Here is a 14,847-nt window from a genome sequence, read left to right on the forward strand (position 1 = left end):
GCAGAGAGTTTTCTCTACCGGTTTATCATTTTTTTGATCGCTCCCCAAGCTTCGTCTTTCCCCTTTTTCGTTTCTGAGGAGAAGAGAATCAGCTCGTCTTCCGGATCAATATTTAGTGTCTGTCGGACAACCTTCGCGTGTTTGTCCCATTTTCCTTTCGGGATCTTATCTGCCTTTGTAGCGATAATAATAACAGGAATGCCGTAATACTTTAAGAATTCATACATCTGCACATCATCATTAGACGGCGCATGCCGCAAATCAACGATCTGCACTACTGCTTTCAATTCCTCGCGTGTCGTGATGTAGGTTTCAATCATTCTGCCCCAAGCTTCACGCTCGGATTTTGACACTTTGGCAAAACCGTAACCCGGTACATCCACAAAATGCAGCTCATCATTGATAATGTAGAAATTGAGCGTTTGTGTTTTTCCCGGTTTAGATGATGTTCTCGCAAGATTTTTGCGATTGATTAATGAATTGATAAAAGACGATTTTCCCACGTTCGATCTTCCGGCCAGTGCAATTTCTGGAAGCCCGCCCTCAGGGTACTGTTCCGGCTTAACTGCACTGATCACGATTTCTGACTTTGTGACTTTCATTTCTTCTCTCCTACTAAGGCATGTTCCAAAACTTCGTCTAAGTGGGACGCCAATATAAATGTGAGCCCCTCTCTGACGCTTTCAGGAATATCCTCTATATCTTTTTCATTCTCTTTAGGCGCAATAATGGTCGTTAATCCCGCTCTATGTGCGCCAAGCGCTTTTTCCTTCAATCCGCCGATCGGCAGCACGCGCCCGCGAAGCGTAATTTCCCCAGTCATGCCGACTTCACGCGAAACGGCACGTCCCGTTAAAGCAGAAACAAGCGCTGTCGCCATCGTAATACCGGCTGACGGACCATCTTTAGGCACCGCACCCTCAGGTACATGTATATGAATATCATACTTCTCATGAAAGTCAGGTTCAATGCCAAGTTCTTCTGTTTTTGAACGCACATAGCTGAATGCAGCCTGAGCTGACTCTCTCATGACATCTCCAAGCTTTCCTGTCAGGATCAATTTCCCTTTCCCTGGAGATAGAGATACTTCAATCGACAGCGTATCTCCGCCGACGGTTGTATAGGCAAGCCCTGTAACTACACCAACCTGATCTTCTGTTTCAGCTTGTCCGTACCTGAAAATGCGTTTTCCGATAAAGTCCTGAAGATTCTTCTCAGTGACCGTAATCCGTTTTCGCTCTTCAGCAACAATGGCTTTTGCAGCCTTACGGCAAATCGTGGCAAGCTGGCGTTCAAGGCTTCTCACACCCGCTTCTCTCGTATAGTAGCGGATAATATCAAGAATCGCCTGGTCACGCAGCTGCAGGTTGCTTTTCTTCAGCCCGTGTTCCTTGATCTGCTTTGGAAGCAGGTGGTCTTTCACGATTTCGAGTTTTTCTACTTCTGTGTAGCCCGCAATATTAATAATCTCCATTCTGTCTCTTAGCGGACCCGGGATCGTGGCCAAATTGTTTGCTGTTGCAATAAACAGCACTTTTGATAAATCAAAGGTTTCTTCAATATAGTGATCACTGAAGGTGCTGTTTTGCTCTGGATCAAGCACTTCAAGCATAGCAGATGACGGGTCGCCTCTGAAATCAGATGACATTTTGTCAATTTCATCTAATAAAAAGACAGGATTTAGCTTGCCGGCTTTTTTCATCCCTTGAATAATGCGTCCAGGCATTGCTCCAACATAGGTCCGTCTGTGTCCGCGGATCTCTGATTCGTCACGCACTCCGCCGAGTGAGATTCTGACGAATTCCCGTCCCATGCTTTTTGCAATTGATTTGGCTAAAGACGTTTTTCCGACACCTGGAGGTCCTGCCAAGCAGAGAATCGGGCCTTTCAGGGATTTTGTCAGCTGCTGGACAGCCAAATATTCTAAGATACGTTCTTTCACTTTTTCAAGTCCGTGATGCTCTTCATCTAAGAGACGTCCTGCCTCTTTCAAATCAAGCTTATCATCTGTCTCATCCGTCCACGGAAGAGCGATCAGCCAGTCAATATAGTTGCGTATCACAGAGCTTTCCGCAGAACTTGACGGAATTTTTTCGTATCTGTTCAATTCCTTAAGCGCGGTTTCCTTCACATGGTCAGGCATGCCTGCTTCTTCAATTTTTTCCGTCAGCGTCTGAACTTCGCCTGTTTTACCTTCTTTATCGCCAAGCTCTTTTTGAATCGCCTTCATTTGTTCACGCAAGTAGTATTCCTTCTGCGTACGCTCCATCGAACGTTTGACGCGCTGGCCGATTTTTTTCTCGATCTCCAGCACTTCTTTTTCATTATTGATAAAATCAATGACCTTGTTCAGTCTGTCTTTGACGTCAGCCGTTTCTAAAATATCCTGCTTATCCTTTAGCTTAAGGGGTAGGTGAGAAGCAACGATGTCTGCCATTCTCCCTGGCTCTTCGATATCAGTAACCGCGGCGTAAGTTTCAGCCGAGATTTTTTTGGAAATTTTTATGTACTGATCAAAGTGGTCTAACAAAGTCCGCATCAATGCTTCGTCTTCTGTATCTTTTGAATCATCTTCATGAATCAGCTGAATGTCGACCGACGTGTAATCCTCATGCTCATTGTATTTGACGATTTGGGCACGCTTGAGGCCCTCAACCAACACACGAATCGTACCGTTCGGAAGCTTCAGCATTTGCTTAATTTTTGTATAGGTGCCGACAGTAAAAATCTCATCTTCACCTGGTTCGTCTATCGAAATATCCTGCTGAGTGGCTAAAAATATCATATGGTCATGCATCATTGCCTGTTCAAGGGCCTGAACCGACTTGTCACGTCCTACATCTAAATGCAAAACCATCGTCGGGTACACCAATAAACCTCTTAAAGGGAGGAGCGGGATGCTGCGTTTTAATTCTTCTGCCATGTGACTGACACCTCCGTGACTTTAGTATGAACCATTATAATACAACTTTTTCATCCTTGTACAATAAACGGCATGGTTCCATTTTCTATAAAACAGTCTCCTCGTAGTATACCCTTTCTTTCTGATATGAAAAAGGAAAAGATGTCCTTCATGAAAAAAACCCTATTATAAAAATAGGGTTTAAACGGATTCTTTATTGATTTCAATATTAAACGGTTTTTGTTCTGTTGGCGGATTCACTAAAATTTCATCAAGTACTTCCTGGAACGTCTTCACTGCAATAATTGTGATTCCGTCAATTTGCTTTAAGATCGACTGCTGATTTTCATGTGGGATAATCACTTTTTTCGCACCGGACTGCTTGGCAGCTTTTATTTTCGGAATGACGCCTCCAATGGGCTTCACAAGACCATTCAGGCTGATTTCGCCCGTCATAGCAACGGTATTGTCAATTGGGATTTTGTGAATCGCCGAGAAAATTCCCGCTGCCATCGCGATGCCTGCCGACGGTCCGTCAATCGGAATCCCTCCTGGGAAATTGATGTGAATATCATAATCAGACGGGTTCATTCCCATTGTCCGGAGCACGGTTAACACGTTTTCAACCGAACCCTTCGCCATGCTTTTTCGCCGGATTGATTTTGATTGGCTGCCGATGCTTTCTTCTTCAGCTATTCCTGTGATATTAATTGATCCTTTATCCTGAGCCGCGGTTACGCTCACTTCGATTTCCAGAAGCGATCCGCTGTTAGGTCCATATACTGCAAGCCCATTTACAATGCCGACTTGCGGTTCGGCGCCGATTTTCTGCTCGTGCTTCGGAGTAAGCTGGCTGGAATGGATAACCCATTCAATATCTTCAATCGTAATGTCTTTCCGATTCTCCGTCACGGCCATCCCTGCGGCGATTTGAATCATGTTAACGGCTTCGCGCCCGTTCCGCGTATAGCTGGTCAGCAGGTCCAGACTCTCGTCAGAAATGTTTTTTTCAATTTTATCCACTGCTGTTTTGGCAACTGTTTTCAGCTCATCCTTTTCAAGCTCGCGGAAAAACACCTCTAAACAGCGGGATCGGATAGCTGGCGGAATTTCGTTCGGCATTCTTGTCGTCGCGCCAATCAGGCGAAAATCTGCCGGCAGCCCATTTTGAAAAATATCGTGAATATGATTCGGGATTTGTGTGTTTTCCTCGCTGTAATACGCACTGTCTAAAAAGACTTTTCTGTCCTCAAGGACCTTCAGCATTTTATTCATTTGAATAGGATGCAGCTCCCCTATTTCATCAATAAACAGCACACCGCCGTGGGCATGGGTAACAGCTCCCTGCTTCGGCTGCGGAATCCCCGCCTGTCCCATTGCTCCGGCCCCTTGGTATATGGGGTCATGGACAGAGCCGATGAGCGGATCGGCAATTCCTCTTTCATCAAAACGCGCTGTTGTCGCATCGAGTTCCACAAAAACAGCCTGCTCTTTAAACGGCGATTGTTTATGTTTTTTCGCTTCTTCTAACACAAGCCGTGCAGCAGCTGTTTTTCCGACACCCGGAGGTCCATAGACAATGACATGCTGAGGATTCGGCCCGCATAAAGCCGCCTTTAAAGCTTTAATGCCATCTTCCTGTCCGACGATATCTTGAAAGCTTTTGGGGCGGACCTTTTCAGATAATGGCTCGGACAAGCTGATAGCGCGCATTTTCCGAAGCTGCTCCATTTCCTTCTTTGATTCCTTATCTATCGTGACCTTTTGTGTCCTTTGATTTTTAAGCAAATTCCAAAAATACAAACCAATGATGATCCCAAAAAACAGCTGAATAAATAACGCGATCCCTGTCCAACTCATGATGGTCCCTCCTGAAAAACAATTTATGTATCCAATTCATTCCTCTGATTGCTAGTATCTCCCACAGAAGGCGGGAATAAACGTTTTTCCAGAAGAGATTGCATGACAAAAAAACCTCCTGAATGTCACCATTCAGGAGGTTCGTGCTTATCTTTATGCAGATGTTTTATCTTGGCTTACCTCAGTGCCGTCTTTTAATAAGAGGCGAGGCGGCTCTCCATGTGTCACAGTTGCCCCAGTAATCACACATTTTTCAATGTCATCACGAGAAGGCAGCTCAAACATCACATCAAGCATGATACCTTCAATGATAGAACGGAGTCCACGTGCTCCAGTCTTGCGTTCAATTGCTTTTTTAGCAATTTCAGAAAGCGCTTCTTCTTCAAACTCAAGCTCTACATTGTCAAGCTCAAGCATTTTCTTGAATTGCTTAACAAGAGCGTTTTTCGGTTTTGTTAAGATCGCAACCAACGCTTCTTCGTCAAGCTTTTCAAGACTTGCAATAACAGGAAGACGTCCGATAAATTCAGGAATTAACCCGAAGCGGAGCAAGTCTTCAGGAAGCACTTTTGAGAGAAGATCTTCTTTCTCAAGATCAGCAGCTTTATTGTCCCCACCGAATCCAATCACTTTTTGGCCTAAACGGCGTTTGATGATTTGTTCGATACCATCGAAAGCACCGCCGCAAATGAACAAAATATTTGTTGTGTCAATTTGAATGAATTCTTGATGAGGATGCTTACGTCCTCCTTGAGGCGGCACGCTTGCCACTGTACCCTCAAGAATTTTAAGCAATGCCTGCTGTACACCTTCACCTGACACGTCACGTGTAATAGACGGGTTTTCTGATTTTCTTGCCACTTTATCGATTTCATCGATATAGATAATGCCTTTTTCTGCTTTTTCCACATCATAATCAGCAGCTTGAATGAGCTTCAAGAGAATATTCTCTACATCTTCACCCACGTATCCAGCTTCAGTCAAAGACGTAGCGTCCGCAATCGCAAACGGCACATTTAAAATGCGAGCCAATGTTTGAGCCAGAAGGGTTTTACCGCTTCCTGTAGGGCCGATTAATGAAATGTTACTTTTCGAAAGCTCAACATCATCAACCTTGCTGTTGGAATTAATGCGCTTATAGTGGTTATACACAGCAACAGCGAGTGATTTCTTCGCCTGATCCTGGCCGATGACATATTCATTCAGAATTTCGCGGATTTCCTGAGGCTTCGGTACGTCTTTAAATTCTACTTCTTCTTCTGTTCCGAGTTCTTCCTCTACAATTTCAGTGCAGAGTTCGATACATTCGTCACATATATATACACCAGGTCCAGCTACAAGCTTACGAACCTGATCTTGTGTTTTTCCACAGAACGAGCATTTTAATTGTCCTTTTTCCTCGTTAAATTTAAACATTCTTTCACCCCTTAATCTTGTCTCACTTTTTCTTTTACCGGCAGAGCAAAAGAAAATGATTCTTGAAACGAACGAGTATGTATTGCATTTTACCATACTTTCCAAAAAGACGGTAACAATGTGTTTCTGACTTGCACATTCTATATGTATGACAAAAAACAGCCCTGCATTAATTATCTTGCCCCAAGAAAAAGAGATAAATCATAATTGTACAAAACAAGGCACGAATCATTCGCGCCCTGTTTTATTATTACTATTATTATGCACCATATTAACGGTTTTCTACAAGAAAATCAATTGCTTTGCGAACTTTTAAATCTTCTTTCATCGCGTCAGTAGAACCGATGGCTTGTTTAATATTTTCAACAGGCATGTTGTATGCTTCAGCCATTTTAGTAAGCTCAGCATCAACTTCCTCATCTGTTACTTCAAGGTTTTCCGCTTTTGCGATCGCCTCAAGAGTCAGGTTAGATTTTACGCGTTTTTCAGCATCTTCTTTCATTTGCTCTTTTAACGCAGCTTCATCTTGGCCTGAGAATTGAGTGTAAAGCTCAAGGTTCATGCCTTGCATTTGCAGACGCTGTTCGAATTCTTTCAGCATGCGGTCAAGCTCAGTGTCAACCATTGCTTGAGGTACATCGATTTCAGCATTTTCAGAAGCTTTCAGTACAAGCTCTTCACGCAATTTAGCGTCAGCTTCGTTTTCTTTTGCTTCTTCTAAACGTTTCTTTGTTTTTTCAGTTAGTTCAGCGAGTGTTTCCACTTCTTCATCGATATCTTTTGCGAACTCATCGTCAAGCTCAGGAAGCTCTTTCGCTTTGATTTCGTGAATTTTCACTTTGAACACAGCCGGTTTGCCTGCAAGCTCTTCAGCGTGATACTCTTCAGGGAATGTCACTTCAACATCCTTCTCAGCACCTGCTTCAAGGCCAACTAACTGCTCTTCAAAGCCAGGGATGAATGAACCAGAACCTACTTCAAGAGAGTAGTTTTCAGCTTTTCCGCCTTCAAATGCTTCGCCGTCAACGAATCCTTCGAAATCAAGAACAACTGTGTTTCCTTCTTCAACAGCGCCTTCTTCTTTCACAACAAGCTCCGCTTGACGCTCTTGAAGCGCTTTTAGTTCGTTTTGAACATCTTCGTCAGTTACAGTTGCATCGTCTTTTTCAACGCCCAGGCCTTTGTAGTCGCCAAGCTTCACTTCAGGTTTTACTGTTACTTTCGCAGTGAAGATTAAGCTTTCGCCTTTTTCGATTTTTTCAACATCGATTTCAGGACGGTCTACAGGCTCGATTCCAGCTTCTTCAACCGCTTTAGGGTATTCTACAGGAAGAAGAATATCCAAAGCATCTTGGTAAAGAGCTTCTACGCCAAAGCGCTGTTCGAATAATCCGCGAGGAATTTTACCTTTACGGAATCCAGGAATTGAAACTTGTTTTACTACTTTTTTAAATGCATCATCAAGTGCTGTTTTAAACGTTTCAGCATCAACTTCAACCGTTAAAACGCCTTCGTTGCCTTCTTGTTTTTCCCATTTTACAGACATGTGTTTCCCTCCAAAAATCTATTCAGGTTGTGTCGGTCTTCCATTCTAAAGCAATCATTCGGCTTCGTCCAACAAAAACAAAGCTGCCAAAGATCAGAATCATTATGTATAGATGTTAATAATGAACTGCAAAGCCTGTCCAACCGTATTTCTTATAACCCGTTATACACAAATACAACCATTATATTATAACATAACACATAGCGCTTTCAACTATATGGCGCGATTTACAAATAAGAAATTTCTTCAATATCTTTTATCATTGTGCACGCTTCATCGAGTTCTCTGTCTGTAAACTCATACATCATATGAAGTTCTTCCCTTTCAATTTCAATTCCGTGCATCTCGTAACCGACTTTATGCAGGGCAGCCGCCCAAAGATCGGCCGACAGCAATTTCGGCTGGAACGGATATAAAACGTACAAATGTCTTCTCCACAGTTCTTCTACTGCCGCATATAATGTTGGATTTTCATTTCCAAGCGTCTCATCCAGCACCCGGAGAACACGGTGTAAAATCGGTGCGGCATCAGGCGGGACAATCTCAGACGGTTCAATTGTCAAAGACTCGCCAAATTTAGTAATGTGCACGGGTTTGCTGTACTCATGCTCGGCCAATAGCATAGCAATCATCGTTTTGATAATCGGGTGAGCTGAGGGGTCTTGAAGGATTGTTTTGAGCAGGCCTGTATACTTCGCTATATTGCGGTCTTTTAAGGAATGAATTAAATTCATTTGCTCCTCAGGGCTTGCCAGCACTTTCTCAGTATCAATTGTATCCTCATATTCCTCGGCCCAAGCCTCGTCCTCACGTTCCGGATCGGTCATTTTCCGGCTGAAATCAAGCAGCTTATAAAATTGCTCGGCACTTTCCGCAGGCAGTTGATTTTCTTCCAAAACGGCTTCAATGGTGCTTTTGACTTCTTCGTATTTTTTGAGCTGAATTAAGATGGTCATGTACACCTGCAAAACCGTAAAATAATGGCCATAGCCTTCTTTTAGCATCTTCTCGCAGACGCTTTTTGCCTCTTCCAATTCGCCCAGCTCTAAAAAGCAGATAGCCATCCCTAAGTGAAGATCGGAGTCAGTATCATCATATTTCATCGCTTCCGAAAACAGCTCAAGTGCTTCTTGATACTTTTTTTCCTTTAGTGATGCCATCCCTTTTTCCACAAGACGGTCTTTCAGATGAGGAAAAGGAATAATTTTTGCGTTTCTCTTGTCATGCGTCATACCTATATTCCTTTCAGGCATTTATTTTGTTCAAGTGTATCAACACCTGTGAACAAACACAAGAAATGAAAGGTTTCACAAGGCAAAAAAAGCCGCCGGACAAATGCCGGCTGCTTTTTAGGCTTGAAGCCAAGAGCTTCTTTGTGATTCAAATTGCTTGATTTCATCTTCAAGCAAAAGCGTTAATGAAATTTCATCATAGCCGTTGATGAGCATCTCTTTCCAATGCGGATCAACTTCGAATGAAATTTGATTGCCTTCACTATCATGAATTAGCTGATTTTCAAGGTCAACAGTCATTTGCAATGACTGGTTTTCATACTGGCCGACAAGCTTTTTCCAATTGTCATATGGCATGCGGATCGGCAGCATACCGTTTTTAAAGCAGTTCTGGTGAAAAATATCAGCAAATGAAGGTGCAATGATAATTTTAAACCCATAATCATCAAGCGCCCACGGAGCGTGTTCACGCGATGACCCGCAGCCGAAATTTTCTCCTGCTATTAAAATGGAAGCACCTTGATAAGCAGGCTGGTTTAATTCAAATTCAGGGTTCGGTTCACCTTTCTCATCATATCTCCAGTCAAAGAATGCAAAACGGCCGTAGCCTGTTCTTTCAATCCTCTTCAAAAATTGTTTAGGAATAATCTGGTCTGTGTCAACATTGATTCGATTTAATACGGCTGCTTTCCCCGTATGTGTTTTCAAAGGTTCCATCTCGCGCACTCCTTACACAACTGTTTTTTCCTGATAAAACTTTCTGACATCAATGAAATGTCCGTGAATGGCAGCCATCGCAGCCATTGCCGGGCTGACGAGATGTGTTCTTGCACCTTTTCCTTGTCTGCCCTCGAAGTTGCGGTTAGAGGTTGACGCACAGCGCTCTCCCTCAGGAACAACATCATTATTCATGCTCAAACACATGCTGCAGCCTGACTCTCTCCATTCAAATCCAGCTTCCAAGAAAACCTGGTCAAGCCCTTCTTTTTCAGCCTGAAGCTTCACGCTTTGGGATCCGGGAACGACGATGGCTCTTACGCTATCAGCTACCTTCTTCCCTTTGATCATATCAGCAGCCTGGCGAAGGTCAGTCATGCGAGAATTTGTGCAGGAACCGATAAACACGTGCTCCACTTTAATGTCCTCAATTTTCTGATGAGGGGTCAGTCCCATATATTCATAAGCGCGAATCGCTTCTTTTTTGTCATCTTCTGCGGAAAAGCTTTCCGGCGCAGGAACTTCTGAATCGACAGGAAGAACCATTCCTGGGTTGATGCCCCATGTCACCATCGGAGAAATGTCGTTGCCGTCAAGGACGATAGATTTATCGTAAACAGCGCCCCGATCTGTGCGCAGCGCCTTCCATTCCTCTACGGCCTTGTCAAATTCTTCGCCTTTTGGCGTATATTTGCGGTTTTTGCAATATTCAAATGTCACCTCGTCAGGTGCAATCAAACCTGCTCTTGCCCCTGCTTCAATTGACATGTTACAAACGGTCATTCGTTCATCCATCGTCATATTTCTGAATACTTCCCCAGTGTATTCAATGACATAGCCAGTGCCGAATTTCACCCCGTATTTGCCGATGACAGCAAGAATGACATCCTTTGCCGTTACCCCTTTTTGAAGTGTTCCGTCTACGCGCACTTCAAGTGTTTTCGGACGTTGCTGCCAAAGTGTCTGTGTGGAAAGGACATGTTCAACTTCACTTGTCCCGATTCCGAATGCAAGAGCGCCGAATGCGCCATGGGTTGATGTATGGCTATCGCCGCATACAATCGTTTTCCCTGGAAGCGTTAAGCCCAGTTCAGGACCGACAACATGGACAATCCCTTGATCCACACTGTGAAGATCAGCAAGGCGCACACCAAATTCTTCACAGTTTCGTTCAAGCGCCGTCACTTGGCGTTTCGCAACTTCATCCTTTATCTCAAAACGATTGACGGTCGGGATGTTGTGGTCCATTGTCGCAAACGTGTTCTGGGGTCTTCTGACCTTTCTTCCCTTTTGTCTCAACCCTTCAAATGCCTGAGGAGACGTGACCTCATGAATAAGATGCAAATCAATATAGAGAAGATCCGGTTTTCCCCCACCATGTTTTACAATATGCTGATCCCAAATCTTTTCGATGATTGTTCGAGGCATCATCTTTTATTTCCTCCCTCTACCTATGAACTAAGACCGCTTAACGTAAGCTGTCACATATTAGAAATTGTATTTTCACTCATGATCGCTGCCTTGACTTCCTCTGTAATGGCATGAGTGCTGCTGAACTCTTCGCCTCGCGCCAAGTCTCTTGTTCTTTTTCCGGAAGTTAAGACTTTGTTAACCGCATCTTCTACAGCTTTCGCTTCCTCTTCAAGGCCGAAAGATGTTCTCAAAAGCATTGCCGCTGACAATATGGCCGCAAACGGATTTGCCATCCCTTTACCGGCTATGTCAGGCGCGGAGCCATGAACAGGCTCAAACAGATGAAGACCTGAACTTGATAGGCTGGCTGACGGGAGCATTCCGAGTGAGCCTGTAAGCATGGACGCTTCATCGCTTAAAATATCACCGAACATGTTTTCAGTCACCACGACATCAAATTGATTCGGTGCATAAATCAGCTGCATGGCCGCGTTATCCACAAGCATGTGCTCTAGCTTCACATCAGGAAAGTCTTTTGCAACGTCCTCAGCCACTTCACGCCACAGTCTGCTTGATTCAAGAACGTTCGCTTTATCAACGGAGGTTACCTTGCCTTTTCTGGCTGCCGCCATTTTAAAGCCCTCTCTGATCACGCGTTCAATTTCCGTCCGCTTATAAAACAGTGTGTCTACTGCTTCCTGCTCACCTTCAGTGTTTACATAGCGTTTGCTCGGCTGGCCGAAATATAAGCCGCCTGTCAGCTCACGGACGATAACGAAATCAACGTTATCTATATATTCTTTTTTCAAAGGTGATGCGTCAGATAGGCTTTCAAACACCTTCACAGGCCGCAAATTCGCAAACAAATCAAGCTGTTTTCTGATGCTGAGCAGACCTTTTTCCGGTCTCAACTCCGAAGGATTTTGATCCCATTTCGGTCCGCCGACAGCGCCAAGCAATATAGCGTCGGCATTTTTACAAGCGGCAACGGTTTCCTCCGGGAGGGGGTTGTTATGTTCATCAATCGCCGCCCCTCCAATCAGGCCATATTCAAATTCAAATTCATGATTAAAGCGTTCGGCAACACTTTTCAGTACGTCTGTCGCTGATTCTAATACTTCAGGGCCGATCCCGTCTCCGGGCAATAGAGCAATACGTTTCTTCAAGTTATCCGTTCTCCTTTCTTTTATGATCCGACAGCTGTATGGTTTTTAAGTCCGCTCATATTCGATTGGAAAACCAATTGACGGTTGACTGCGTTCAAATAGGCTTTCGCTGATGCTTCTAATACGTCTTGCGCTATGCCCCGCCCTGCTGATTCTTTTCCGTTCACCAAAACTCTTACATACACCTGGGCAAATGCGTCTTCGCCTTTTCTATTAGACTGAATGCGGTAGTCCAAAAGCTCCACGTCTTTATCGATGCAGCGCTCAAGCGTGTTGTAGATCGCTTCCACGCTTCCCGCTCCAGTTGCCGCTTCCTGAATAAGCTCTGCGTTTTCTTGGTTTTTCAAAGATAGTGTAGCTGTAGGAACCTGACTTGTTCCGTAATGCACTTGCAGAGAAAGAAATTCATACCCAATCTTGCGGTCTGTTACTTTTTCTTCTAAAATAAGAGAAACAAGATCCTCATCAATGATTTCTTTTTTCTTCTCAGTCAACTCTTTGAACATCGTAAAAAATTTATTAATCTCTTCACTTTCAAATTGGAATCCTAAAGCAGTCAGCCGGTCTTTAAACGCGTGGCGTCCGGAATGTTTCCCTAGGACAAGCGCATCTGCTGTTACACCGACAAGTTCCGGTGAAATAATTTCATAAGTCGATTTTTCTTTTAAGAAGCCGTCCTGGTGGATGCCTGATTCATGAGCAAAGGCATTATCGCCTATAACCGCTTTATTGCGCGGAACAGCCATACCTGTCAGCTTGCTTACTAAATCGCTTGTTCGCTTAATCTCGTTCAATGTAATGCCTGTTTCAACTTGATAGAAATCTTTTCTGATATGGAGGGCAACGGCAATTTCCTCTAATGCCGCGTTTCCGGCTCTTTCACCGATTCCGTTCACAGCGCATTCGATTTGATCAGCGCCATTTTCAATCGCAGCAAGAGAGTTTGCGACTGCCATTCCCAAATCATCATGACAGTGGGCCGAAAGGTTTGCTTTGTGAATGTTCGGAACGTTTTCCTTCATATATTTAAAGATATTTCCGTATTCCGCTGGAGCCAGGTAGCCGACCGTGTCCGGAAGATTGATAACACTGGCGCCTGCGTCAATGACTTTCTCGACGATTTCCGCTAAAAACGGCAGTTCAGTCCGGCAGGCATCTTCAGCTGACCATTGCACAACCGGAAAGCGCTCTTTTGCGTATTTCACCATTTCAACTGCTCTTGCAATCACTTGCTCACGAGTCATTTTCAGCTTGTGTTTCAAATGAATGTCCGACGTGGCGATAAATACGTGAATTCTCGGATGAGCACCGTCCTTTAACGCTTCCCAAGCAGCATCAATATCACCTTTTACGCAACGGGCAAGACCAGTCACTGAACAATTTTTAATGGTTCTTGCAATTTCCTGAACAGCTAAAAAGTCACCTCGGGATGAAGCGGGAAACCCCGCTTCAATGATATCTGCCCCGAGTCTTTCGAGCTGCTTTGCTATGGCAAGTTTCTCCTGAGTATTTAAGTTCACGCCAGGGGACTGTTCACCATCACGAAGCGTCGTGTCGAAAAAATTAATTTTGCGCAACGGAGACCACCGCTTCCTTCTTCTTGCCTTGTTTCACAAATGGCATCATTTCACGAAGCTTTCTTCCAACAACTTCGATTTGATGTTCGTTTTCGCTCGCATTGATGGCGTTGAAACGAGGACGGTTTACTTGGTTTTCGACGATCCACTCTTTTGCGAATGTACCGTTTTGAATATCTTTTAATACTTCTTTCATAGATTCTTTTACTTTAGCATCAACAACGCGAGGTCCTGATACGAAATCTCCCCACTGCGCTGTGTCAGAGATTGAATATCTCATGCCTGCAAGTCCTTCTTCGTACATAAGGTCTACGATTAATTTCAGCTCGTGAAGACACTCAAAGTATGCAAGTTCAGGCTGATAACCTGCTTCAGTTAATGTTTCGAATCCAGCTTTTACCAGTGCACTCAATCCGCCGCAAAGAACTGCTTGCTCACCGAACAAATCTGTTTCTGTTTCTTCTTTAAATGTCGTTTCCAAAACGCCCGCTCTTGCGCCGCCGATTCCTTTTGCATATGCAAGGGCTTTGTCTCTTGCTTCTCCAGTCACATCTTGATAAATCGCGAACAATGCCGGTACGCCAGCTCCTTGCTCATATGTTCTTCTTACCAAGTGTCCCGGACCTTTAGGCGCTACCAAGAATACATCTACATCCGCAGGAGGAACAATTTGATGGAAATGAACGTTAAATCCGTGAGCGAACACCAATGATTTTCCAGCTGTCAATTCATCTTTGATTTCAGCTTCGTATACTTTTTGCTGCTGTTCATCCGGAAGCAGAACCATGATGATTTCAGCTTGAGCTGCCGCTTCTTTTACTGAAAATACTTTATGTCCGTCTTCTTGGGCTTGAGTGAAGGATTTTCCTTGTCTAACACCAACGATTACGTCAACTCCGCTTTCTTTAAGGTTCAGGGCATGTGCGTGACCTTGCGATCCGTATCCGATAACTGCTACTGTTTTTCCAGCCAATACGCTCTCTTTGATATCACCGTTATAATATACTTTTACCATTTC

General features: G+C 44.1%; 11 protein-coding genes. All 11 read right to left on the minus strand.

Annotation, left to right across the window (positions count from 1 at the left end; all coding sequences use genetic code 11):
• Positions 1-14 precede the first annotated feature (14 nt).
• The 11 genes from yihA to ilvC all read right to left on the minus strand — a co-directional run bounded on the left by yihA (position 15) and on the right by ilvC (position 14,844).
• On the minus strand, positions 15-602 hold the full coding sequence (gene yihA, locus GYO_RS36145; protein ID WP_014114673.1) for a ribosome biogenesis GTP-binding protein YihA/YsxC: 588 nt from the start codon (positions 600-602) through the stop codon (positions 15-17).
• Positions 599-2,923: an endopeptidase La gene (gene lon, locus GYO_RS36150; RefSeq protein ID WP_014114674.1), complete on the minus strand. Its 2,325-nt coding sequence runs from the start codon at positions 2,921-2,923 to the stop codon at positions 599-601. The genes yihA and lon overlap by 4 nt, the downstream gene beginning before the upstream one ends.
• A gap of 180 nt (positions 2,924-3,103) precedes the next feature.
• A complete protein-coding gene (gene lonB, locus GYO_RS36155; RefSeq protein WP_014114675.1) occupies positions 3,104-4,762 on the minus strand; it encodes an ATP-dependent protease LonB in 1,659 nt (552 codons plus the stop codon).
• A 153-nt stretch (positions 4,763-4,915) separates the two neighbouring features.
• Entirely contained in the window at positions 4,916-6,178 is a 1,263-nt protein-coding gene (gene clpX / locus GYO_RS36160) for an ATP-dependent protease ATP-binding subunit ClpX (protein ID WP_003222561.1), read from the minus strand.
• Positions 6,179-6,449: 271 nt separating this feature from the next.
• Entirely contained in the window at positions 6,450-7,724 is a 1,275-nt protein-coding gene (gene tig / locus GYO_RS36165) for a trigger factor (protein WP_014114676.1), read from the minus strand.
• 227 nt (positions 7,725-7,951) lie between these two features.
• Positions 7,952-8,956 carry a DNA damage checkpoint antagonist DdcA gene (gene ddcA / locus GYO_RS36170; protein WP_014114677.1) on the minus strand — a complete coding sequence of 335 codons (1,005 nt, stop codon included), beginning with the start codon at positions 8,954-8,956 and terminating at the stop codon, positions 7,952-7,954.
• Between the two features lie 117 nt (positions 8,957-9,073).
• Positions 9,074-9,673 (minus strand): 3-isopropylmalate dehydratase small subunit, encoded by a 600-nt coding sequence (leuD, locus tag GYO_RS36175; RefSeq protein WP_014114679.1) that lies wholly within the window; start codon positions 9,671-9,673, stop codon positions 9,074-9,076.
• A gap of 12 nt (positions 9,674-9,685) precedes the next feature.
• Positions 9,686-11,104: a 3-isopropylmalate dehydratase large subunit gene (leuC, locus tag GYO_RS36180; RefSeq protein WP_041521032.1), complete on the minus strand. Its 1,419-nt coding sequence runs from the start codon at positions 11,102-11,104 to the stop codon at positions 9,686-9,688.
• 50 nt (positions 11,105-11,154) lie between these two features.
• Positions 11,155-12,252: a 3-isopropylmalate dehydrogenase gene (gene leuB / locus GYO_RS36185; RefSeq protein ID WP_014114681.1), complete on the minus strand. Its 1,098-nt coding sequence runs from the start codon at positions 12,250-12,252 to the stop codon at positions 11,155-11,157.
• A 20-nt stretch (positions 12,253-12,272) separates the two neighbouring features.
• Positions 12,273-13,829 carry a 2-isopropylmalate synthase gene (locus tag GYO_RS36190; protein ID WP_041521033.1) on the minus strand — a complete coding sequence of 519 codons (1,557 nt, stop codon included), beginning with the start codon at positions 13,827-13,829 and terminating at the stop codon, positions 12,273-12,275.
• Complete coding sequence (gene ilvC, locus GYO_RS36195) at positions 13,816-14,844, minus strand: ketol-acid reductoisomerase (RefSeq protein ID WP_014114683.1); 1,029 nt, start codon at positions 14,842-14,844, stop codon at positions 13,816-13,818. Before ilvC ends, GYO_RS36190 begins: the two co-directional genes overlap by 14 nt.
• Between the last annotated feature and the right edge of the window lie 3 nt (positions 14,845-14,847).

It is taken from the genome of Bacillus spizizenii TU-B-10 (assembly GCF_000227465.1).
In the GTDB taxonomy this organism is placed as follows: Bacteria; Bacillota; Bacilli; order Bacillales; family Bacillaceae; genus Bacillus; species Bacillus spizizenii.